Annotated in this window: 12 protein-coding genes and 2 pseudogenes; 7 read left to right on the top strand and 7 right to left on the bottom strand. The window is 65.4% G+C overall.

Annotated elements, in window-relative coordinates; genetic code table 11:
• Positions 1–7: 7 nt before the first annotated feature.
• From kdpB to ACVWW1_RS18375, 5 genes and pseudogenes are all read left to right on the top strand, one after another.
• Positions 8–2,122, top strand: coding sequence for a potassium-transporting ATPase subunit KdpB (gene kdpB / locus ACVWW1_RS18395; RefSeq protein ID WP_456656941.1), 2,115 nt, complete (start codon positions 8–10; stop codon positions 2,120–2,122).
• Between the two features lie 114 nt (positions 2,123–2,236).
• Positions 2,237–2,843 (top strand): annotated as a pseudogene (locus ACVWW1_RS18390) (K(+)-transporting ATPase subunit C).
• A gap of 39 nt (positions 2,844–2,882) precedes the next feature.
• Complete coding sequence (locus ACVWW1_RS18385) at positions 2,883–5,594, top strand: DUF4118 domain-containing protein (protein WP_456656940.1); 2,712 nt, start codon at positions 2,883–2,885, stop codon at positions 5,592–5,594.
• Positions 5,591–6,280, top strand: a complete 690-nt coding sequence (locus ACVWW1_RS18380) for a response regulator (RefSeq protein ID WP_207832041.1) — start codon at positions 5,591–5,593, stop codon at positions 6,278–6,280. Before ACVWW1_RS18385 ends, ACVWW1_RS18380 begins: the two co-directional genes overlap by 4 nt.
• 162 nt (positions 6,281–6,442) lie before the next feature.
• Positions 6,443–6,679 carry a DUF6496 domain-containing protein gene (locus ACVWW1_RS18375; RefSeq protein ID WP_456656939.1) on the top strand — a complete coding sequence of 79 codons (237 nt, stop codon included), beginning with the start codon at positions 6,443–6,445 and terminating at the stop codon, positions 6,677–6,679.
• Positions 6,680–6,794: 115 nt separating this feature from the next.
• Here ACVWW1_RS18375 and ku read toward each other — a convergent pair whose 3' ends face one another.
• The gene (gene ku, locus ACVWW1_RS18370; protein ID WP_456656938.1) at positions 6,795–7,679 is read right to left on the bottom strand and encodes a non-homologous end joining protein Ku; all 885 of its coding nucleotides are present in this window, start codon (positions 7,677–7,679) and stop codon (positions 6,795–6,797) included.
• Between the two features lie 125 nt (positions 7,680–7,804).
• Between ku and ligD the strand changes: the two genes are divergently transcribed.
• Positions 7,805–10,429 carry a DNA ligase D gene (gene ligD / locus ACVWW1_RS18365; protein WP_456656937.1) on the top strand — a complete coding sequence of 875 codons (2,625 nt, stop codon included), beginning with the start codon at positions 7,805–7,807 and terminating at the stop codon, positions 10,427–10,429.
• A 174-nt stretch (positions 10,430–10,603) separates the two neighbouring features.
• Here ligD and ACVWW1_RS18360 read toward each other — a convergent pair whose 3' ends face one another.
• The gene (locus ACVWW1_RS18360; RefSeq protein WP_076865768.1) at positions 10,604–10,768 is read right to left on the bottom strand and encodes a DUF3309 family protein; all 165 of its coding nucleotides are present in this window, start codon (positions 10,766–10,768) and stop codon (positions 10,604–10,606) included.
• Between the two features lie 166 nt (positions 10,769–10,934).
• Between ACVWW1_RS18360 and ACVWW1_RS18355 the strand changes: the two genes are divergently transcribed.
• A complete protein-coding gene (locus tag ACVWW1_RS18355) occupies positions 10,935–11,243 on the top strand; it encodes a polyhydroxyalkanoic acid system family protein (RefSeq protein ID WP_456656936.1) in 309 nt (102 codons plus the stop codon).
• Between the two features lie 9 nt (positions 11,244–11,252).
• Here the strand turns inward: ACVWW1_RS18355 and treY are convergent, their stop codons facing one another.
• The 5 genes and pseudogenes from treY to treS form a co-directional block, all read right to left on the bottom strand.
• Positions 11,253–14,036, bottom strand: coding sequence for a malto-oligosyltrehalose synthase (treY, locus tag ACVWW1_RS18350; protein WP_456656935.1), 2,784 nt, complete (start codon positions 14,034–14,036; stop codon positions 11,253–11,255).
• Positions 14,037–14,040: 4 nt separating this feature from the next.
• Positions 14,041–15,815: pseudogene (treZ, locus tag ACVWW1_RS18345) on the bottom strand (malto-oligosyltrehalose trehalohydrolase).
• Positions 15,812–17,884: a glycogen debranching protein GlgX gene (gene glgX, locus ACVWW1_RS18340; RefSeq protein ID WP_456656934.1), complete on the bottom strand. Its 2,073-nt coding sequence runs from the start codon at positions 17,882–17,884 to the stop codon at positions 15,812–15,814. The pseudogene treZ and the gene glgX overlap by 4 nt, the downstream one beginning before the upstream one ends.
• A gap of 3 nt (positions 17,885–17,887) precedes the next feature.
• Entirely contained in the window at positions 17,888–20,035 is a 2,148-nt protein-coding gene (gene glgB, locus ACVWW1_RS18335) for a 1,4-alpha-glucan branching protein GlgB (RefSeq protein ID WP_456656933.1), read from the bottom strand.
• Positions 20,032–23,337: a maltose alpha-D-glucosyltransferase gene (gene treS / locus ACVWW1_RS18330; RefSeq protein ID WP_456656932.1), complete on the bottom strand. Its 3,306-nt coding sequence runs from the start codon at positions 23,335–23,337 to the stop codon at positions 20,032–20,034. Before treS ends, glgB begins: the two co-directional genes overlap by 4 nt.
• Between the last annotated feature and the right edge of the window lie 5 nt (positions 23,338–23,342).

Genomic DNA, 23,342 nt, shown 5'->3' with positions numbered 1-23,342 from the left:
GACATCCATGGAAACCATGAAACTGCAGAAGCAGGTGACGGCGTCGACCATGCTCGACCCGAAGATCCTGGTGCCGGCGATCTGGTCGGCTTTCGTCAAGCTCGATCCCCGGCTGATGATGAAGAACCCCGTGATGTTCGTGGTGGAGGTGGTGGCCGCATTGACCACAATCATCTTCGTGCGCGACCTCGTCACCGGCGGCGCCAACCTCGGTTTCACCTTCCAGATCATCATCTGGCTCTGGTTCACGGTGCTGTTCGCCAACTTCGCCGAAGCCGTCGCCGAGGGCCGCGGCAAGGCGCAGGCGGAATCGCTGAAGAAGACCCGCACCGAGAGCCAGGCCAAGCTGCTCACCGGCACCGACCGGACCTATCGCATGGTGCCCGGCACCTCGCTGAAGGTCGGCGATATTGTGCTGGTCGAGGCCGGCGACAACATCCCGTCCGACGGCGAGGTGATCGAAGGCGTGGCCTCGGTCAACGAAGCCGCCATCACGGGTGAATCCGCGCCTGTTATCCGCGAGTCCGGCGGCGACCGTTCGGCGGTCACCGGCGGCACCCAGGTGCTGTCGGACTGGATTCGCGTCCGCATCACCGCGGCGCAGGGCTCGACCTTCATCGACCGCATGATCAGGCTGGTCGAGGGTGCCGAGCGGCAGAAGACGCCGAACGAGATCGCACTCAACATCCTGCTCGCGGGCCTCACCATCATCTTCGTGTTCGCGACGGTGACGATTCCGAGCTATGCGGCTTATGCCGGCGGCTCGATCTCGGTCGTGGTGCTGGTGGCGCTGTTCGTCACGCTGATCCCGACCACGATCGGTGCGCTGCTGTCGGCGATCGGCATCGCCGGCATGGACCGCCTGGTCCGCTTCAACGTGCTGGCGATGTCCGGCCGCGCGGTGGAAGCCGCCGGCGACGTCGACACGCTGCTCTTGGACAAGACCGGCACCATCACCCTCCTCGGCAACCGCCAGGCCACCGCGTTCCGGCCGATCCGCGGCGTCTCCGAGCAGGACCTCGCCGACGCGGCGCAGCTCGCCTCGCTCGCCGACGAAACGCCGGAGGGCCGCTCGATCGTGGTGCTGGCCAAGGAGAAATACGGCATCCGCGGCCGCGACATGCACGAGCTTGCCGCGACCTTCGTGCCGTTCACGGCGCAAACCCGCATGAGCGGCATCGATGCCGGCACCTCGTCTGTCCGCAAGGGCGCGGTGGATGCCATCCTCGCCTATGTCGATGGCGGCTCGTCCCGCGCCGTCGCCTCGGGCAACACGGTTCGCGCGGTCGCGGCGACGATGAGTCCGGAGGCGCGCGAGATCCAGGCGATCGCCGACGAGATCGCCAAGGCCGGCGGCACCCCGCTGGCGGTGGCCAAGGACGGCAAGCTGCTCGGCGTCGTGCACCTGAAGGACATTGTCAAGGGCGGCATCCGCGAGCGCTTTGCCGAGCTGCGCCGCATGGGCATCCGCACCGTGATGATCACCGGCGACAATCCGATGACTGCGGCCGCGATCGCAGCCGAAGCCGGCGTCGACGACTTCCTGGCGCAGGCAACCCCTGAGGACAAGCTCAAGCTGATCCGCGACGAGCAATCCAAGGGCAAGCTGGTCGCGATGTGCGGCGACGGCACCAACGACGCGCCGGCGCTTGCGCAGGCCGACGTCGGCGTCGCTATGAACACCGGCACCCAGGCGGCCCGCGAGGCCGGCAACATGGTCGACCTCGACTCCAACCCGACCAAGCTGATCGAGGTGGTCGAGATCGGCAAGCAGCTGCTGATGACCCGCGGTGCGCTGACCACGTTCTCGATCGCCAACGACGTCGCAAAGTACTTTGCGATCATCCCGGCGATGTTCCTCGCGTTCTATCCGCAGCTTCAGGTGCTGAACGTCATGCACCTGGCGAGCCCGCAAAGCGCGATCCTGTCGGCGATCATCTTCAACGCGCTGATCATCATCGCGCTGATTCCCCTGGCGCTGAAGGGCGTCAAGTATCGCGCGGTCGGTGCCGGCGCGCTGCTCAGCCGCAACCTGATGATCTACGGCCTCGGCGGCATCATCATCCCGTTCATCGGCATCAAGGCGATCGACCTCATCGTCGCCGCCCTTGGCCTCGCGTAACCACAACCGTCATTGCGAGGAGCGAAGCGACGAAGCAATCCATCCACTCGTTCTGCCGAACCATGGATTGCTTCGCTTCGCTCGCAATGACGAAGCAGACTGAGGAGACCTACAATGCTTAAAGAAATCCGCCCCGCCATCCTCGTGCTGGTCCTGCTGACCGCGATCACGGGCCTTGCCTATCCGCTCGCCATGACGGCGATTGCCGGCGTCATCTTTCCGAAGCAGGCGCAAGGCAGCTTGATCGAGAAGGACGGCAAGGTGATCGGCTCCGCCCTGATCGGGCAGGAGTTCAAGGAGGATAAATACTTCCACGGCCGGCCGTCGGCGACGGTCGCGCCGGGATCCGAACGATTCCACGAAGACCGTGCCGGCGCCCTACAACGCGGCCAATTCGGGCGGCTCCAACCTCGGCCCGACCAGCAAGGCGCTGAACGACCGGGTCAAGGAGGATGTCGAGAAGCTGAAGGCGGAGAATCCGTCGGCCAACGTGCCGGTCGATCTCGTCACCACCTCGGCAAGCGGGCTCGATCCGGACATCTCGCCGGACGCCGCGCTGTTCCAGGTGCCGCGGGTGGCCAAGGCGCGCAGCATGTCCGAGGACGCGGTGCGCGAGTTGGTGACGCAGAACACGCAGGGCCGCTTCGCCGGCATTGTCGGTGAGCCCCGCGTTAACGTTCTTGCGCTCAACCTGGCGCTCGACGCGGCAAAGGCGAAATAGGGGAGTAGGCCCGCTCTCGCAGGATGACTATATTGCGGCATGGCCAATCAGCGTGACCCCAATAAACGACCCTCGCCGGATGCGCTGCTGGAAGCGGCGCGCCGGGAGACCGATCGATCGGGGCGGCTGAAGATCTTCATCGGCGCCGCCCCCGGTGTCGGCAAGACCTACGAGATGCTGCAAAGCGCCCACGCCCGCCTCAAGGCGGGCGTCGACGTCGTGGTCGGTGTCGTTGAAACCCACGGACGGGCGGAGACCGAGGCACTGCTGAAGGGCCTTGAGGTCATACCGCGGAAGCGGCTGGCCTATCGCGACCAGACACTCGAGGAGATGGACCTCGACGCCCTGATCGCGCGGCGGCCGCAGCTCGCACTGGTCGACGAACTCGCGCATACCAATGCGCCGGGCAGCCGGCATCCCAAGCGCTATCTCGACGTCGAGGAATTGCTGTCGCACGGCATCGACGTCTATACCGCGATCAACATCCAGCACATCGAGAGCCTCAACGACGTCGTCGCGCAGATCACCCATGTGCGGGTGCGCGAGACCGTGCCCGACTCGGTGGTCGATCGCGCCGATGCCATCGAGCTGATCGACCTCACGCCCGACGACCTGATCCAGCGGCTGAAGGAAGGCAAGGTCTATGTGCCCAAACAGGCCGAGCGGGCGCTGGAGCACTACTTCTCGCCGGGCAATCTCACCGCGCTGCGTGAGCTCGCACTGCGCCGTACCGCCGAGCGGGTCGACGAGCAGCTGCTCACCCACATGCAGGCCAATGCCATCCAGGGTCCCTGGGCCGCCGGCGAGCGCATCCTGGTGTGCCTGAGCGAGGATCCGCGCGCGGCCGGGCTCGTGCGCTATACCAAGCGCCTGGCCGACCGGCTGCATGCGCAATGGACCGCCGTCAGCATCGAGACGCGGCGCAGCCTGCAACTGAACGACGAGCAGCGCGATCGGCTTTCTGACACCATGCGGCTCGCGGAATCGCTCGGCGGCGAGGCGCTGACCCTTCCCGGCGTCGGCCGCCGCATCGCCGACGACGTCATCAATTTCGCCCAGGCCAACAATGTTACCCAGATCATCATCGGCAAGTCGACGCGCTCGCGCTGGTTCGAGCTGACGCACGGCTCGGTGGTGCACGATCTGGTGCGCCGCGCCGGCAATATCAGCGTCAACGTGATCGCCGGCGACGAGCTGCCGGTCGGCAAGGCGGCGGTGCAGACCGCGCAGCGGCAGGAGCCGTTCAACCCGCGGCCCTATCTGATGGCGCTGCTGCTGACGGCCATCGGGCTCGGCGCGGCCAAGCTGATCCAGCCATTCTTCGGCATCGAGAATGTCGACCTCGTCTTCATCACCGCGGTGGTCGGCGCGGCAGCGCGCTACGGCTTGTGGCCGTCGCTCTTGGCCAGCGTCGCGGCCTCGCTGTGCTACAATTTCTTCTTCCTGCCGCCGGTCTACACCTTCACCATCACCGACCCGACCAACGTCGCGGCGTTCTTCTTCTTCATGCTGATCGCACTTCTGGTCTCCAACGTCGCGGCGCGGGTGCGCGTCCAGGCCGACACCGCGATCGGCCGCGTCCGCACCACCGAGTCGCTCTATGCGTTCAGCCGCAAGCTCGCCGGCACCGCGACGCTCGACGATGTGTTGTGGGCAACCGCCTACCAGATTGCTCTGATGTTGAAGGTACGCGTGGTGCTGCTGCTGCCGGAGGGCGGGATGCTGACCGTCAAGAGCGGCTATCCGCCGGAGGACCAGCTCGACCAGGCCGATCTCGCCGCCGCCAACTGGGCCTGGGGCAACGATCGCCCGGCCGGCCGCGGCTCCGACACGCTGCCGGGCGGCAAGCGATTGTTCCTGCCGATGCGCACCGGCCGCGGCCCGATCGGCGTGATCGGCATCGACGACGACCGCACCGGGCCGCTGTTGACGCCGGACCAGCGCCGGCTGCTCGACGCGCTGGTCGACCAGGGCGCGCTGGCGATCGAGCGCGTGCTGCTGGTCGAGGACATGGATCGCGTCAAGCGCACGGTCGAGTCCGATCGCCTCCGCGGCGCGCTCTTGACCTCGATCTCGCACGACCTCAAGACGCCGCTCGCCTCGGTGCTCGGTTCGGCTTCGGCACTGCGCGATCTCGGCGCCAGCCTGAGCGATGCCCAGAAGCATGATCTGCTGGCGACCGTGATCGACGAGTCGGAGCGGCTGAATCGTTTCATCGCCAATCTCTTGGACATGACCAAGCTGGAATCCGGCGCGATCGTGCCCAACACTGCGCGGCACGATGTCGGCGAGATCGTCGGCAGCGCGCTGCGGCGCGCCGCCAAGATCCTGGTGCATCACCGGGTGTCGCTGGAGCTCGCGGCCGACCTGCCGATGCTGGAGCTCGACGCCGTGCTGTTCGAGCAGGTGCTGTTTAACCTGTTCGACAACGCCGCCAAGTATGCTCCCTCGGACACCACGATCTCGATCCGCGGCGTGCGCGACCGCGACACCATCGCGCTGCAGATCCTCGATGAAGGCAACGGCATTCCGGCCGCCGAGCTTGATAGCGTATTCGACAAGTTCTATCGCGCCGAGAAGGGCGACCATGTCCGCCCCGGCACCGGCCTCGGCCTTGCGATCTCGCGCGGTTTCGTCGAGGCAATGCGCGGCACGATCGCGGCGGCCAACCGATCCGACCGGAGCGGCGCCATCATCACCATCCGCCTGCCGATCCCCGCCGACACCAACGCGCTGGACACTGCTGCATGAACGCGACGCCGATCAAGGTCCTGGTCATCGATGACGAGCCGCCGATCCGCAAGCTGCTGCGGATGGGGCTGAGCACGCAGGGCTACGACATCCTCGAGGCCTCCAACGGCAAAATTGCGCTGGAGATGCTGGGCGAGGGGCCGGCGCTGATCATCCTCGATCTCGGATTGCCCGACATCCAGGGGCACGATCTCCTGCGCATGATCCGCGGCCGCAACGAGAGCGTCCCGATCGTGGTGCTGTCGAGCCGCGGCGACGAGGCCGGCAAGGTGCAGGCGCTCGACCTCGGCGCCGACGACTACCTGACCAAGCCGTTCGGCATGGACGAATTGCTGGCGCGGCTGCGCGCGGCGCTGCGCCACCAGCTGCAGGTGCAGGGCGAGCGGCCGGTGTTCCGCTCCGGCGATCTCTCGGTCGATCTGGTGCGCCGGATCGTCAAGGTCGCCGACAGGGAGATCAAGCTGTCGCCGAAGGAGTATGATCTCCTGCGCGTGCTGGTGCAGCATGCCGGCAAGGTGCTGACCCATCGCTTCCTCCTGAAGGAATTGTGGGACGAGCTGACCGACGCGCAATATCTGCGCGTCTATGTGCGCCAGCTCCGCCAGAAGATCGAGGCCGACCCCGAGCGTCCGCAATTCGTGCTGACCGAAACCGGGATCGGCTATCGGCTGCGCGCGGCGGACTGACCTGTCATGCCCCGCTTCAAGCGGGGCATCCAGTACGCCGCGGCTTCTCCGCTCAACCATTGGCGTCTCTGGAATACTGGGTCGCCCGGTCGAGCCGGGCGACGACATGGTCGGAACTTTCATCCCGATCGAGGCTTGTTTTCCGTTACCGGGAGAGAAGCCATGGCAAGAAAATACTCGCGGAAGGCATCAGGCGATGTCGAGCGTGTGATGAAGAAGCGCAAGGCCGGCACACTGCGCAGCGGCCGCTCCAAGAAAAAGGTGACGAGCCGCAAGCAGGCGATCGCGATCGGTCTGTCAGAAGCGCGCGCCAAGGGACGGAAGGTGCGGAAGAAGGCGTCGAAGAAGACGACGAAGCGCAAGGCCGCGAAGAAGCGGAAGAGCGCGAAGAAGAAGTAGGGCGGCGAGCACCATCCTAGCGTCATTGCGAGCGAAGCGAAGCAATCCATCCTTCCGCATTTGCAGGAAGATGGATTGCTTCGTCGCTTCGCTCCTCGCAATGACGTGGAGAGGCCTACCCCGCCTTGCGCGACCGCGCACTCGGCCGGTGCGCCTTCTTTGCGGCACGGTGCGCAGCCGGGCGGCGTGCACTGGGGCGTGAGCGCCGCGCGCCACCTTTTCGGTCCTTCAGGCTCTGCTTCAGCGCGTCCATCAGGTTCACCACATTGCTCGGCTTCTCCTCGCGCGCGGCGGCCTTGATCGGCTTACCGGCGGCCTTGCGGCGGACCAGCGCCTTCAGCGCGGTCTCGTACTCGTCCTTGAATTTCGACGGATCGAAATGCGCGGCCTTGCTGTCGAGAATGTGGCCGGCGAGCTCGACCATGTCCTTGGTGACCTTCGGGCTCTTGATGTCGTCGAAATAGTCGCCAGCATCGCGCACCTCGTAAGGGTAGCGCAGGGTGGTGCCAAGCATGCCCTTGTCGAGCGGCTCGATCGCGATCACGTGCTCGCGATTGGTGAGCACGATCCGTGCCAGCGCGACGCGGTCCTGGTCCTTCATGGCATCGCGGATCACGGCGAATGCGTCGACGCCAGCCTTGCCGTCGGGCCTGATGTAATAAGGGTGGTCGAGATAGCGCTTATCGATCTCTCCCTCGGGCACGAAGCTGTCGATGTCGATGGTGTGGTTGCTTTCGATCTGAACCGCATCGAGCTCGTCCTTCTCGATCTCGACATATTTCCCCTTGGTGACCTCGTAGCCGCGGCCTTTCTGGTCGCCCTCGACGACGTCGCCGGTCTCGGTATCGACCATCTGCTGCTTCAGCCGGTTGCCGGTCTCCCGGTTGATCATGTGGAAGCGGGTTTTCTCGACCGTGGTCGAGGCCGGGTAAAGCGCCACGGGGCACGACACCAGCGAGAGTTTGAGCGTGCCTTTCCAGTAGGCGCGGGGAGCGGCCATGATCGTCTCCAAACAGCTTGAGTTTGGAACTTGAACGGATACCGTAGGTTTTGGTTCCTGATGGCCGCACCGAGGGCGGCGGCCGGGGTTTGCGCCGAGGCCTGGATGTGTCGCTGAGAAATCACGTGTCGCTGAGAAATCTCACCACCTATCGCAAGAAGCGCGACTTCGAGAAGACCAATGAGCCGTCGGGCGACGTCAAGGTGGCGCCCGGCAAGCAGCGGCGCTTCGTCATCCAGAAGCATGACGCGACGCGGCTGCATTATGATTTCAGGCTGGAGTTCGACGGCGTGTTCAAGTCCTGGGCGGTGACGCGCGGGCCCTCGCTCGATCCGCACGACAAGCGGCTGGCGGTCGAGGTCGAGGACCATCCGCTCGACTATGGCGACTTCGAAGGCACCATTCCGGAAGGCCAGTATGGCGGCGGCACGGTGCAGCTCTGGGATCGCGGCACCTGGGAATCGGACGATCCCGAGCGCGGCTTCAAGAAGGGCGACTTGAAGTTCACGCTGCACGGCGACAAGCTGCACGGCAGCTGGGTGCTGGTGCGGATGAAGAACGACCGCTTCGGCGGCAAGCGTACCAACTGGCTATTGATCAAGCACCGCGATGAATACGCTGTGGATGGCAATGGCGAAGCGGTCCTGGGCGAGGACCGCTCGGTCGCCTCCGGCCGTTCGATGGCAGAGATCGCAGCCGGCAAGGGCCGGGCGCCGAAGCCGTTCATGCTGGCCAAGGGCAACGGCAAAGCCAAGGCAGATGCGGTCTGGCAGTCCAATCACGGCATGGCCGCCAACGCGCGCGCCAGGACCAAGGCGCCGGCGCCCAGGGAAAAACTCAAGGCGGAATTGAAGACGCCGCCAAAGGCGAGGCCGAAGCAGGTGGCGGAGATGCCGGACTTCGTTTCGCCGCAGCTCTGCACCGTGGTCGAGAGTCCGCCCAATGGCGCGGGCTGGTGCCACGAGATCAAATTCGACGGCTACCGCGTGCAGCTTCGCGTCGAGGACGGCAAGGCCGTGGTGAGGACCCGCAAGGGGCTCGACTGGACCGACAAGTTCGGCGCGATCATGAAGGAGGCCGGCAAGCTGCCGGATGCCCTGATCGACGGCGAGATCGTCGCGCTCGACGAGAACGGTATCCCCCATTTTTCGGCGCTGCAGGCGGCGCTGTCCGACGGCAAGACTGAGAAGCTGATCTTCTACGCGTTCGATCTGCTGTTTGCCGGCTCCGAGGATCTCCGGCCGCTGCCGCTCAGCGAGCGCAAGGCGCGACTGCAGGTGCTGCTCGCCGCGCGCAAGGGCAAGCTGATCCGCTATGTCGAGCATTTCGAGGAGCGTGGCGACGCCGTGCTGGAGTCCGCGCGCAAGCTCGGGCTGGAAGGCATCGTCTCCAAGCGGCTCCACGGCGCCTATCGCTCCGGGCGCTCAGACGACTGGACGAAAGCGAAAATCCGCGCCGGCCATGAAGTAGTGATCGGTGGCTGGAAGACCACCAACGGCAAATTCCGCTCGCTGATGGCGGGCGTCTATCGCGGCGATCATCTGGTCTTTGTCGGCATCGTCGGCACCGGCTTCGGCCAGGACACGGTCCGCCGCATCATGCCGGCGCTGAAGGCGGCGGCGTCAGACACCAGCCCGTTCGGCGGCAAGGATGCGCCGAAGAAGACCCGCGACGTGCACTGGCTGAAGCCTGAGCTGGTCGCCGAGATCGAGTTCGCCGGCTGGACCGACGCCGGCAATATCCGCCAGGCGGCGTTCAAGGGCCTGCGGCAGGACAAGCCGGCGCGCGAGGTCGAGGCCGAACGGCCGGTCGTAACCAGAGTGGTGAAGCCGATGGCCAAAGGAAAATCCAGCGCGGTGATGGGCGTCGCCATCTCCCATCCGGACAAGGCGTTGTGGCCCGATGCCGGCGACGGCGAGCCGGTCACCAAGCTCGATCTCGCCAATTACTTCGAAGCGGTCGGCACATGGATGATCGGCTACCTCAAGGGCCGGCCGTGCTCGATCGTGCGCGCTCCCGATGGCATCAAGGGCGAGACGTTCTTCCAGCGCCACGCGATGGCCGGCACGTCGAAGCTCCTGAAGCTCGCCAAGGTCTCCGGCGACCGCAAACCCTACCTGCAAATCGACGAGGTCGAGGGCCTCGCGGCGGTGGCGCAGCTCGGCGGCCTCGAGCTGCATCCCTGGAATTGCGCGCCCGATGCCTATGACACGCCGGGCCGGCTGGTGTTCGATCTCGATCCCGCGCCCGATGTCGCGTTCTCCGATGTGATCGAGGCCGCCAAGGACATGCGCCAGCGGCTCACGGCAGTCGGCCTCGCGAGCTTCTGCAAGACCACCGGCGGCAAGGGCCTTCATGTCGTGGCGCCGCTGCTCGCAGGCGCCAGGGACAGAGTGACATGGAAGGAGGCCAAGGCGTTCGCGCAAGCGATCTGCCAGTGGATGGCGCAGGACGATCCCGAGCGCTATCTGATCAACATGTCAAAAGCCAAGCGTACCGGAAAGATTTTCCTCGACTACCTGCGCAACGACCGGCTTTCGACCGCGGTTGCGGTGCTGTCGCCGCGGGCGCGGCCCGGCGCCACGGTGTCGATGCCGCTGACCTGGACCCAGGTGCGCGGCGACCTCGATCCGAAGAAATACACGGTACGGTCGGTGCCGGCGCTGCTTGCGAAGAGCAGGGCGTGGGACGGCTATGAGGATGCGGCCTCGTCGATCAAGGCGGCGATGAAGAAGCTCGCGGCCGAGTAGCAAACGTCTAGGCAAGCTTGTGCCGCTGGCTTAGCCGTCATACCCCGCGAAAGCGGGGTATCCAGTACGCCGCGGCTCATCGGTTCAATCGTCGACGTCTCTGGAATACTGCAGCACCCGCTTTCGCGGGTGATGACAGTTGTTGATGCGGATTGCGCAACATCCATCCGGGCGCTAGAGGCGTCCCAGCAGCAGCAGGATCAGCAGGATCACGATCACGAGGCCGAGACCGCCGCCGCCATAATAACCTGTGCCGTAGAACGGTCCGCCGCCGATGCCGCTGAAGCCGCCAAGCAGCGCAATGACCAGAATAATAAGAATGATCGTTCCAAGTGACATTGAGTCTCTCCTCAGCCCGTGGGCCCATTGATCTCTGCCCTTCGGGGAAGGAAACACGTGCGAACTACGAAGGTTCCGGATTCGGCGGTGCGATAAACCTGTGTGGTCCTTCCGTTTGCGCTGGAACACAATTACATCAAGGGAATCCATGGAGGAGTGCACCGCGATGTCGGCTCCGCTGATTGTCTCGATTCCCCACAGCCTCGGCCGCGACGAGGCGATGCGCCGCCTGAAGACAGGCCTGTCGCGCGCAGCGGCGAACGTGCCGGTGATGAGCGTCGACGAAGAGCGCTGGGAGGATAACCGCATGAGCTTCCGCGTCCGCGCGCTGGGGCAGGTCGCGGCCGGCCATCTCGATGTCGAGGATACCCGTGTGCGGCTGGAGGTGACGCTGCCGTGGCTGCTGCAACGCTTCGCCGAGGTCGCGCAGGCCGCGATCCAGAAGAGCGGGCAGCTGCTGCTGACCAAGCGCTGACGCGCGGAGCTAGCCATGTGCGCGCGCACGGCTTGAAGCTTGCTTGGCTCCAGCGCCGGCTTTCGCCTTCAGCACCGCGACCGGCAGTTTGGCGAACAGCGTCGAGAGCTGAATCCTGCTGTCGCCGCCCGGGAGCGCGTATCCAGCCACGTCGATCTCGCCTTCAAAGGCTTCGGGACGCGGCCAGCTGCGTCCGCCCTGCGTGAACGGGGCAAATGATTTCGCCACCGCGACGATGACTGCCTCGCGGCCATGACGCCGTGCGAAGGTGATGACATGATCGCGATGCGGGCCGCTGACCGTGAACGGCTGGTAGCCGCCGCTGCTGAAGACCTCGGGAAGCTCGTTGCGCAGCCGCAGCAGATGCCGCGTCCAGGCGAACTTCAGACGGCCGTCGCGCCGGCTCTGCGCCAACGCGTCCCAGTCCGGCGCCTCCAGCGCCGCGAGCATGCCTGCGCGTGCGGCAAAATCGACCGGACGGCGGTTGTCGGGGTCGACAAGCGAAAGATCCCAGCTTTCGGTGCCCTGGTAGAAATCCGGCACGCCCGGCATCGTCGCCTTCAGGGTGATCTGGCTGAGCGAGTTCAGTGCGCCGATCAGCGCGGTGCGCTCTGCCAGCGTCGCCAGCGCCTCGAGGAATTCAGGCGAGGCGGTGCGATCGAGGATCCGCGCGATGAAGGTCTTCACGCCTGCCTCGTAAGCTTCGTGCGGATTGAGCCAGCTGGTCTCCTGCTTGCCCTCGCGCGCGGCCTTCAGGGCATAGGCCTGGATACGCGCGACAAGCGACGTATCGTCCGGGTCCCAGGCGCCGAGCAGGGCCTGATACAGCATGTATTCGAACGTTGCCGATGGGGCGCGCATCTCGCCGTCGAGCACCAGATGCGGCGCGTTCAGCACCTTCCAGCGCGCCACCGCGCTGGTCCATTCGCCGGGGATCTCCGCAAGCGCCATGATCCGGGCGCGGGCATCCTCGCCGCGCTTGGTGTCGTGGGTCGCGGTCGCCGTCATGCCGTGCGGCCATTCGCGGGCGCGGGTCTGCATCATGGCGTGGAAGGTCGCGGGCGTAATCGCGCTCGCCGCCGGATCGCCGCCGACCTCGTTGAGTGCCAGCAGGCGGTGGTAGCGATAGAAGGTGGTGTCCTCCAGCGACTTCGCCATCATCGGCCCGGTGAATTGCTGCACCTTCAGCGCGAAGCGCCGGATCCGTGGCGCACCGTGCGGCGGCCGGCCGGGCTTCAAGAGGTCCATGGTCAGGGCATCGCGCAGGAAGTCGAAGATGCCTTCATCGGCGGCGAACCAGTCAGCGCGGGCGCGCGCGATGGTCGCGCCGATCAGCGCGCGGTCATGCGCGGTCGGGCCGGAGGCGGTGAGATAGGTGCGATAGACCGGGAAGTGCAGCACATAGAGTTCGAGCGCCTGCCGCAGGCTGTCGGCGGAGAAGTCGCGGGTCGAATAGTGCCCACTGGCGATGCGCGCCAGCAGCCGCGCCAGCACGGTGAATTCGCTGGTCAGCAAGGTCTCCAGCACGCGGCGCTTGGCCGCGCGCAGCACCGGCGTCAAATTCGGCGACTGGTTGCTGATCTGGCGCCAGATCTCGTTGAGCGGATCGAGCCCGCCGCCTTCGACCAGTACCTGGCTGATCGTGTTCATCCATTCGTAGCCGGTGGTGCCATGGACGCCGCTGAATTTCGTCAGCTTCTCGTCCTCGCCGAGGATCTTCTCGATCACCATGTAGATCGGCTTGGCCTTGGCGCCCTGCGCGGAGCGGATCAGGCGGCGCAGGCGCTGGAAGTATTGGGCGGGATCGCGCAGGCCGTCGATATGGTCGAGCCGCAGGCCCTGCAGCCGGTCCTCTGCGATCAGCCGCTTCACGAGACTATGGCTCGCCTCGAACGTGGCGGCGTCCTCGACCCTGAGGCCGGCCAGGGTGTTGACGTCGAAGAAGCGGCGATAGTTGATGTCGCTGGAGGCAAGCCGCCAGTGGCCGAGCTTGTAGTGCTGGCGTTCCAGAAGATGATGCAGCGCCAGTATCTGGGTGGGCCGGTCCTCGCCGGCGCGATAGGCGTCGAGCCCACGCGCGATGATCTCGGCACCGCCCTCGATCGCCTGGATCGCGGCCTTCAGGGCCGGCGCTTCCTTGCGGTTCGGGTGACGCAGCCCGCGATACCTGGCGGCGAGTTCGAGCAGCGCGCGCCCGGCCGGACTGTCTTCGGCGCCGGCCTCGCGGACGACGGTTCGCAGCACCTCGCCATAGCGCTCCGGCGCGATCGGCAGGCGGTGCTCGAAATACCAGGCGGAGAAACTGCCTTCGCTTGCGTCGTAGCGCAGCTCGATCTCGCCGTGCTCCAGCGCCTGGCCATAGGACGAGCCGAGGATCGGCAACAGCACGCCGCCGCGCGCGCGATAGGGCAAGAGGTCCCAGTCGATGTCGAAGGAGACTGCATGCGGCGACACCGGTCCCCATTCCAGCACGTCGAGCCACCACGGATTATCGGCAAAGTGCACGCCGACATGGTTCGGCACGAAATCCAGGATCAGGCCGAGGTCGCTCTGCTTCAACGCATCGCTCAACCGCGCAAAGCCTTCTTCGCCACCAAGTTCCGGATTGAATTTGGTGTGGTCGACGACGTCATAGCCATGGGTCGATCCCTTGCGCGCCTTCATGAACGGCGAGGCATAGACATGGCTGATGCCGAGCGCCTTCAGATACGGCGCCACGGCGGCGGCGGCATCGAAATCGAAATCGGCAGTGAGTTGCAGTCGGTAGGTCGCGATCGGGATCGCCGGAGGCATTGTGCTATCCGATGTGCCAGCGCACCGCCCAGCCAGGGAGGTCGCTCGACAACGCGCCGCCCCAGATCGCAGTTCCCCTCGGTTCCGCTGCGCCGGTGATATCCCGATCCGACAAATTGGCCGCCAGCCACAGCGTGCTGCCGTCACCCATCCGCCAATGCGCGGTCAAGAGATCACCCGCGACGCGGTCGCCGCCGAACCGTGCCCCGATGAGCCGCGGTGTGATCTCGCGCCGCCGCACGGCGAGCAGGTCGCGTACCAGCGCGAGCCGCGCGCGGGCGGGATCATGGCCAAGCGCAGCCCAGTCGAGCACGGCCGATTGCACCGTCTCCTCGGCGAGCGGGTCTGGAATGTCGTCGCCATATTTGGCGTAGGCCCAGGCGAATTCCTTGCGCCGGCCGGCGCGGACGGCGTTGGCGAGGTCCGCCCTTGAAATCGCAGAAGAACGGGAAGGGTGTCGTCGCGCCCCATTCCTCGCCCATGAACAGCATCGGCGTGGTCGGCGCCATCAGCGTGACCGCCAGCGCCGCCTCGATCGCCGCCGGTTTTGCAATGCTCTCGAGCCGATCGCCCAGCGGCCGGTTGCCGATCTGGTCGTGGTTCTGCAGGAAGTTGATGAAGCAGGTCGGCGACAGCGCGCCGCTCGGCTCGCCGCGGGCCTTGCCCCCCCAGAACTCCGAGACTTCGCCCTGGTAGATGTAGCCGGACGACAGCGCCCGCGCGAGGTCCTGCTTCGGCGTCCGGTAGTCGCCGTAGTAGCCTTGGGATTCTCCGGTCAGCAGCACATGCCAGGCGTGATGATAGTCGTCGTTCCATTGGCCGCGGAATTTGCCGTGCGGCGGATCCTCGGCGGCATCGAGCAGGCTTGCAATGTTGTCGCCGTTCTCGAGCACGAGGTTGATGTGCCGGCCGGTCTCCGTGGCGAGCTTGCCGGCAGCCTTGCTGAAGTCATGCAGGATGGAGATTTCGCCGGCTTCGACGATGGTGTTGACCGCGTCGAAGCGCAGCCCGTCGAAGCGATAGTCGCGCAGCCAGTTGACCACGCTGCCGATCGCAAACGCGCGCACCTCGGGTACGCGATAATCGATCGCGCTGCCCCATGGCGTATGCGCGTCGCTGAAGAAGGAGGGCGCGTAGCGGCCGAGATAATTCCCCTCGGGCCCGAAATGGTTGTAGACCACGTCGAGCATCACCATCAGCCCGCGCAGATGCGCTTCGTCGATCAGGGTCTTGAGGTCCTCGGGGCGGCCGTAGGCACTGTCGGGCGCATACCACAGCACGCCGTCATAGCCCCAGCTGCGCTTGCCTGCGAAATCCGCCAGCGGCATCAGTTCGAGCGCGGTGATGCCGGTTGCCACCAGATGATCGAGCTTGTCGATCATGGCGCGGTAGGTGCCCTCCGGCGTGAAGCTCCCGACATGGGCGCTCGAGGATGACGGCTTCGTGCCAGGGCCGGCCGCGCCATTCCGTCGCGCGCCATTTGAAGGCTGAGCGATCGATCACCTCGCTGGGGCCGAACACGTCGTCCGGCTGGAACGCGGAGGCCGGATCCGGCACATCGACGTCGTCATCGATGCGGAATTTGTAACGCGTGCCGGCGCGTGCGCCCGCGATCTCGGCGATGTACCAGCCGGCGGCATCGCGCGTGAGCGAATGCGCATCGCGGCTTTGCGTATGCGGCTTGTCGAGCAGGAGATCGACACGCTTCGCCGCCGGCGCCCAAAGCCGGAAGCGCGTGCCGACCGCGGTCGGTTCGGGGCCGAAATGCTGCGCACTCATGCGGAGCCTGCGAATGCCAGGACCGAGAGCGGCGGTGCCGTGGTGTCGGTGCCGGCTGCGAACTGCTCGGCCGTTTGTTCTGCCTTGGTCGTGTTCAAGACTTGCTGCCAGCTGTTGTATTCCGCCATTCTCGGCATCCTGAACACGATCTCCTGCGGCGCGGCATTCAGCACGATAAAGATCGGCGCCTGGCCTTGTTCCATCGGCCCCAGCACGTAGGCGAGGAACCGGCTTTCCGGGAATTTCCAGTCGGACTCCTTCATTTCCTCCGCTGATGGCGTCAGCCAGATCACGCCATAGGTGCCGTCGGCGCGGCGGCCGTCGAGCCAGCTCTGGCAGCGGATCTGGCCGAAGCGCTGGCGCAGCGCGGTGAGATGACCGATGAAGGCGACGGCGTCGTCGTCCGTGCCGAGGTTCTCCCAGCCGATCCAGCCTGTTTCGTTGTCCTGGCAATAGGCGTTGTTGTTGCCGGCTTGCGTGTTGGCGACCTCGTCGCCGGCAAGGATCAGCGGCGTGCCCTGCGCGAGCAGCAGGCAGGCCAGTGCGTTCTTCCTGAGCTGGCGGCGCAGAGCGATGATCGCGGGATCATCGGTCGGGCCTTCATGGCCGCAATTGTTGCTGTGATTGTCGTTCGAGCCGTCGCGATTGTCCTCGCCATTGGCCTCATTGTGCTTCTCGTTGTAGCTGAAGAGATCGGCGAGCGTGAAGCCGTCATGCACCGTGATGTGATTGACGCTGGCGCGGGTCGCTCGGTTGTCGTGGTGAAATAGATCCGAGGACGCGGTCATGCGGCCTGAGATGTCGCCGATCAGGCTGCCTTCGCCGCTCCAGTAGCGCCGCATCGCGCTGCGATAGCGGTCGTTCCACTCCGACCATTGCGACGGAAACGCGCCGACCTGGTAGCCGCCGAGACCGAGGTCCCAGGGCTCGGCGACCATCTTGGCGGTTGCCAGCACCGGGTCCTGGCGGATCGCGGTGAGGAAGGGATGATTGCGATCGAACCCGTTGGGTCCGCGCGCCAAGGTCGTGGCGAGATCGAAGCGGAAGCCGTCGACATGGCAGACCTCGACCCAGTAGCGCAGCGAATCCATCACCATCTGCAGCACGCGCGGATGGGTGAGGTTGACCGAGCTGCCGCAACCGGTGAAGTCGTCGTAGAAGCGGGGGTTCTCGCGGTTCAGCCAGTAGTAGGAGGCATTGTCGATGCCGCGGAAGCACAGCGTCGGGCCCATGTGGTTGCCCTCGGCGGTGTGGTTGTAGACGACGTCGAGCAGCACCTCGATGCCGGCATCGTGCAGCCGCGCCACCGTGGTGCGAAACGAGTCCAGCGCATTGTCCTGGGCGTAGTGCGCCTCCGGCGCGAAGAAGGCAATGGTGTTGTAGCCCCAGTAATTCGAAAGCTTCTTCTCAACCAGGACACGGTCGTCGATCAGGCCGTGGATCGGCAACAGCTCGATGGTGGTGACGCCGAGCCGCTTGAGGTGGTCGATCATCGCCGGCGACGACAGGCCGCCATAGGTGCCGCGCAGGTTCGGCGGCACGTCCTCGCGCTTCTGCGTCAGGCCCTTGACGTGGGCTTCATAAATGATGGTGTCTTGCCAGGGAACCTGCGGCCGGATCTCGCGGCGGCCCCAGTTGAAGGTCTCGTCGACCACGACCGCCTTCGGCATGCCGCGGGCATTGTCGCGCCGGTCGAACGAAAGGTCCTCGCGCGCGCTGCCGGTACGATACCCGAAATGCGCATCGCTCCACACCAGGCGGCCGGCGAGCCGCTTGGCATAGGGATCGAGCAGGAGCTTGTTGGCATTGAAGCGGTGGCCGCGCTCCGGCGCGTAGGGCCCGTAGACGCGATAACCGTAGAGCTGGCCGGGCGAGACGTCGTTGAGATAGCAATGCCAGACGTCCTCGGTGCGCTCCGGCATCTCGATCCGCTCGAGCTCGCGGCGGCCCTGGCCGTCGAACAGGCACAGCTCCACCTTCTCAGCATTCGCCGAGAACAACGCAAAATTGGTGCCTCTGCCGTCCCAGCTTGCACCGAGCCGTGCGGACGTACCCCCGGTCAGTCGCATGGATCAGCTTTCCGGTACGAGAAAGATCGCAGCCAGCGGCGGAATGGTCAGGCTCAGCTCGGGCGTGGCGCCCTCCGAGGCACGGACCTCGCCGATATTGCCGACATTGGTGCCGCCGTAATGGGAGGAATCCGAGTTGAACACCTCGTGCCACTTGCCCGCGAACGGCACCCGGACGCGATAGTTGCGGTAGACGTTGGGCGAGAAGTTCAGGACCACGAGGCAGCGGGCGCGCGCATCATTGCCCTTGCGGATCCAGCCGAACACGTTGTTGCTGGCGTCGTCGGTGATGACCCATTCGAAGCCGGCCTGGTCGCAGTCGAGCTCGTGCAGCGCCGGCAGCGCGCGATAGAGCCGGTTGAGGTCGCGGACCAGGTTCTGGATGCCGCCATGCCTCGGCTGTTGCAGCAAATGCCAATCGATCGAGTGGTCGTGATTCCACTCGCGCTCCTGGCCGAACTCGCAGCCCATGAACATCAGCTTCTTGCCGGGATGTCCGAACATGAAGCTGTAATAGGCGCGCAGATTGGCGAAGCGTTGCCAGTCGTCGCCAGGCATGCGGCCGAGGATCGAGCGCTTGCCGTGCACGACCTCGTCGTGGGACAGCGGCAGGATGAAGTTCTCCGAGAAGGCGTAGTGCAGGCCGAATAGGATGTCGCCGTGATGGAATTTGCGGTGGATGGGATCCTTGCCGATATATTTCAGCGTGTCGTGCATCCAGCCCATGTTCCACTTGTAGCCGAAGCCGAGCCCGCCATATTCGACCGGCCGCGACACCTGCGGCCACGCCGTGGATTCCTCCGCCGCCGTCATCGCCTGCGGGAAGTGTGCATAGAGTTCGGTGTTGAAGCGGCGCAGGAAGTCGATCGCCTCGATGTTCTCCCGGCCGCCATATTTGTTCGGAATCCAGCCGCCGGCGGGACGGCTGTAGTCGAGATAAAGCATGGAGGCGACGGCATCGACGCGCAGCCCGTCGATGCCGTAGCGATCGAGCCAGAACAGCGCGTTCGACACCAGGAAATTGGTGACCTCGGTGCGCCCGTAATTATAGATCAGCGTGCCCCAATCGAGGTGACGGCCCTGCAGCGGATTGGCATGCTCGTAGAGTGCGGTGCCGTCAAAATTGCCGAGACCGTGCGGATCGTCGGGGAAATGCCCGGGAACCCAGTCGAGCAGCACGGCGAGGCCTGCGCTGTGGCAGGCGTCGATCAGCGCGGCGAAATCGTCGGGCGAGCCGAAACGGCTGGTCGGCGCGAACATCCCGGTCGGCTGATAGCCCCACGAGCCGTCGAACGGATGCTCGGTGATGGGCAGGAATTCGATATGGGTGAAGCCCATGTCGCTGGCGTAGGCCGGAAGCTGCTCCGCCATCTCGCGATAGGTCAGCCACTCATTGCGGCCCTTGCGGCGCCACGATCCGAGATGAACCTCGTAGATCGACATCGGCGAGCTCAGCGCGTTGATGCGATCGGGCGCCGGGCGCGGATGCGGGATCTTGCGCTCGTCGATCACGATCGAGGCGGTCTTCGGACGCACCTCGGCGGCGAACGCCAGTGGATCGGACTTCAGCGGCAGATGCTGGCCGTTCCGCCCGATGATCTCGAACTTGTAGTGATCGCCGACGCGTGCGCGCGGGATGAACAGCTCCCAATAGCCCGGGCCGCGTACCCTCATCGGATGCCGCCGTCCGTCCCAGAAATTGAAGTCGCCGACCACGCTGACCCGCCGCGCATTGGGCGCCAGCACCACGAAGCCGATGCCGTCGACGCCGTCGAGCGTCATCGGATGGGCGCCGAGCGTGTCGTAGACGCGCAGATGCGTGCCTTCGCCGAGCAGATAGAGATCGAAATCGCTCAGGATCGGCGGAAAGCGGTAGGCATCCTCCAGTTCGACGACGTTGTCGCCGAAGCGGGCGCGGAGCTGGTAGCGCGTCGAGCCGTTCGGCAAGGGACCCGCGAACAGGCCTGCGTCATGGATTTTGGCCAGCGGCGCCGCCTCGCCATGCTCGCCGATCGCCTCGACATTGCTGGCATCAGGCAGGAAGGCGCGCACGACGTTGCGATCCCCCTCGGCATGAAGCCCGAGATAGTGGAAGGGATCGGAGTGGCGGCCCTCGATGATGGCATAGGCCTCGGCGGGCAGTTTGGTCATGCAACCTCATGCGGCTGTTGGGCCAGGAGTCTCAACAGGCCAGTCAGTGGGACGCGGAGCCAATCCGGCCGGTTGGCCAGCTCATACTCGATCTCGTAGAAGGCTTTCTCAAGCAGGAAAAAGTTGAGCAGGCGATGGGCCGCCCTGGCGTCGGCGGGCCACAGCCGCTGGCCGGCCATGGTCTCGCGATAGGCCGCCAGCAGGGCATCCGCGGCCTGGTCGCGCCAATCGGCCAAAGCGAGGCTCAGCCTGCCGCTCTCGTCGGGCGCGACCTTGAGGGCCCGCTCCAGCCCGACAGTCGCCGCGTAATCGATCGAGCGGATCAGCCCGGCGACGTCGCGTGCCGCCGGCGCCTTGCGGCGCCGCTCGGCGATGGTGCGGCCCGGTCCGCCGTCGAAATCGATGATGAAGACGTCGTCCCTGACGACGAGCAACTGGCCGAGATGCAGGTCGCCGTGATGGCGGATGCTGAGCCCGTCGGTCTCACGTGGCAGCAGGGCCTTGAGCCGCTCCGGCAGCATGTCGTGCTGGGCCTGCAACTGATCGGCCAGCAGCCGGTCGGCCTCTTTCAGGGAGCCGCGCCGTTGCTTCAGCGTGTCGAACACGCGTTCGGCGCGCGCCATGATCTCGTCGCTCCAGCGCTGCAGGTCTTCGGGCCTGGTCGGTTCGGGCGCGAAATCCGGCAGGTCGCGGTTGCCGGCGAGCGCGATGTGCAGCTCGGCGAGACGTTTTCCGCCGTGCGACAGATGGCGCAGATAAGTCGCATGATCGCCGCTCTCATCGGGATTTTCGCTCGCTGCCAGCAGGCGCTGCCGCTCGACGAGGCGATCGAGGTGCGCAGCGGCCACGGTCCAGAGGTCGCCCTGGTTGACCACCATGGCGTGCAGCACCGCGATCGCGCTGCGATTGTCACCCTCCACCAGTTCCGAAGTGCCGAGCAATGCCGGTGTGTTGGGGAAATTGACCACTTCGGTGAGGAAGCGGCCCATCTCGATCTCCGGATTGATGCCGACCTCGAGCTTCCGGTAGATTTTGGTGACATATTCGTTGTCGACCAGCGCGGTCGAATGCGGCTGATCGTTCTCGAAGACGCGGATCCGCTCGGGCTGCCGGACCGGGCGGTCGGAGAAGCGGCTGGTCGGCCGGAATTCGAGCTTCAGGCCCTGTTCGCCCTCGTCGACCGTGAGGTTTTCCCTGAGATTGCGCAGGAACAGGCCGGTGAAGATCTGGTCGGTGGCGACATCGAGCAGCGTGCCCTCGCGCGCGCCCTGACGGATCGCGGCAAAGGCGCGCGGGTTGTAGCGCTCGCGGTCGAAGCGCACCCATTCGATCTGCATCGGCAGCACGTAGCGGCTGGTGGTGCCGCGCTCCGTGGTTTCGAAGAAGATCAGCCAGGGCCGGTTGTCACCGATGTCGCAGAACGGGATCGCGGACACCAGCGTCGGCTGGATCGCTTTCGCGGAATGCTCCGGGTACCAGCGCGAGCGGGCGAGATGGCCGGGCAGCACGTCGTGCTCGAACACGCCGCGCTCCCGCGCCAGCGACGTCCAGGTCGAACCGAGCGGCACGACCAGTGTCTCGAACTCCGGCACCGCCCGCGGCTTCACCGGCTCGGACTTGTCGCGCTCCTGCAGCTGGAACCAGTAGAAGCCGTAGGGCGCCAGCGTGATCATGTAGGGCAGCTCGCCGATCGCCGGGAAGCGCGTGCGTCCGAGCATCTCGAGCGGAATGCGGTCCTTGAAGGCGGAGAGGTCGAGTTCGGTGGCCTGCGCCGAGCGCGACAAATTGGCGACGCACAGGATTGCCTCGCCCTGGTACTGCCTGACATAGGCGAGCACCGAGCGGTTCTCGGGGCGGATGAAGGTCATGGTGCCGCGCCCGAAGGCAAGCGTCGACTTGCGCACCGCGATCAGCCGCTTGGTCGCCGACAGCAGCGACGACAGGCTGCGCGATTGCGCTTCGACATTGACGGCCTCATAGCCGTAGACCGGGTCCATGATCATCGGCGCGTAGAGCCGCGCCGGGTCGGCGCGCGAGAAGCCGCCATTGCGGTCCGGCGACCATTGCATCGGCGTCCGCACGCCGTTGCGGTCGCCGAGATAGATGTTGTCGCCCATGCCGATCTCGTCGCCGTAGTAGATGATCGGCGTGCCGGGAAACGACAGCAAGAGCGAGTTCATCAGCTCGATCTTGCGCCGGTCGTTGTCCATCAGCGGCGCAAGGCGGCGGCGGATGCCGACATTGATGCGGGCGCGCGGGTCGTTGGCATAGGTCGACCACAGATAGTCGCGCTCGACGTCGGTGACCATTTCCAGGGTCAGCTCGTCGTGATTGCGCAGGAACAGCGCCCATTGGGCGGCTGCCGGAATGTCGGGCGTCTGCCTGAGGATGTCGGTGATCGGAAAGCGGTCTTCCTGTGCGATCGCCATGTAGATGCGCGGCATCAGCGGGAAGTGATAGGCCATGTGGCATTCGTCGCCCTGGCCGAAATATTCCTGCACGTCCTCCGGCCATTGATTGGCTTCGGCCAGCAGGATCTTGCCCTTGGCATAGGCGTCGAGCTCCTGGCGCAGCCGCTTGATGATGGCATGCGTCTCCGGCAGGTTCTCGTTGTTGGTGCCGTCGCGCTCGCACAGATAGGGAATGGCATCGAGCCGGAAGCCGTCGACGCCGGTGTCGAGCCAGCGCTTCATCACCTGCACGATGGCGCGCACCACGCGGGGATTGTCGAAATTCAGGTCCGGCTGGTGCGAGAAGAAGCGGTGCCAGTAAAACTGGCCGGCTTCCGGATCCCAGGTCCAGTTCGACTTCTCCGTGTCGGTGAAGATGATCCTTGTATCGAGGTATTTCTGGTCGGTGTCGCTCCAGACGTACCAGCTGCGCGCGCTCGAATTCGGCGGGCTGCGGCGCGCGCGCTTGAACCAGGCGTGCTGGTCCGAGGTGTGGTTGATGACGAGCTCGGTGATGACGCGCAAGCCGCGCTTCTTGGCTTCCTGGATGAAGCGCTTGAAGTCCTTCATCGTCCCGAAATCGGGATTGATGTCGCCATAGTCGCCGATGTCGTAGCCGTCGTCCCGGCCGGGCGAGGGATAGAACGGCAGCAGCCACAGCGAGGTGACGCCGAGCTCCTGCAGATAGCCGAGTTTCTCGGTCAGGCCTGCGAAGTCGCCGATGCCGTCATTGTTGCTGTCGGCGAACGCCTTGACGTGCAGCTGGTAGATGATGGCGTCCTTGTACCACAGCTGGTCCGCGGTCTCGGTCGCGACCTTCTCCTGGCTATTGACGGAGGAGAATACGTTCATGACGG

This window comes from Bradyrhizobium sp. JR3.5, assembly GCF_054057015.1.
Note: the sequence above shows the minus strand (reverse complement) of the source record. Positions and strands in the feature narration are given on the sequence as shown.

What these genes read in the sequence shown, in the direction of transcription:
- kdpB (WP_456656941.1), top strand. Translation starts at nt 8, where the DNA reads ATGGAAACCATGAAACTGCAGAAGCAGGTGACGGCGTCGACCATGCTC.
- ACVWW1_RS18385 (WP_456656940.1), top strand. Translation starts at nt 2,883, where the DNA reads ATGGCCAATCAGCGTGACCCCAATAAACGACCCTCGCCGGATGCGCTG.
- ACVWW1_RS18380 (WP_207832041.1), top strand. Translation starts at nt 5,591, where the DNA reads ATGAACGCGACGCCGATCAAGGTCCTGGTCATCGATGACGAGCCGCCG.
- ACVWW1_RS18375 (WP_456656939.1), top strand. Translation starts at nt 6,443, where the DNA reads ATGGCAAGAAAATACTCGCGGAAGGCATCAGGCGATGTCGAGCGTGTG.
- ku (WP_456656938.1), bottom strand. Translation starts at nt 7,679, where the DNA reads ATGGCCGCTCCCCGCGCCTACTGGAAAGGCACGCTCAAACTCTCGCTG.
- ACVWW1_RS18360 (WP_076865768.1), bottom strand. Translation starts at nt 10,768, where the DNA reads ATGTCACTTGGAACGATCATTCTTATTATTCTGGTCATTGCGCTGCTT.
- ACVWW1_RS18355 (WP_456656936.1), top strand. Translation starts at nt 10,935, where the DNA reads ATGTCGGCTCCGCTGATTGTCTCGATTCCCCACAGCCTCGGCCGCGAC.
- treY (WP_456656935.1), bottom strand. Translation starts at nt 14,036, where the DNA reads ATGCCTCCGGCGATCCCGATCGCGACCTACCGACTGCAACTCACTGCC.
- glgX (WP_456656934.1), bottom strand. Translation starts at nt 17,884, where the DNA reads ATGCGACTGACCGGGGGTACGTCCGCACGGCTCGGTGCAAGCTGGGAC.
- glgB (WP_456656933.1), bottom strand. Translation starts at nt 20,035, where the DNA reads ATGACCAAACTGCCCGCCGAGGCCTATGCCATCATCGAGGGCCGCCAC.
- treS (WP_456656932.1), bottom strand. Translation starts at nt 23,337, where the DNA reads ATGAACGTATTCTCCTCCGTCAATAGCCAGGAGAAGGTCGCGACCGAG.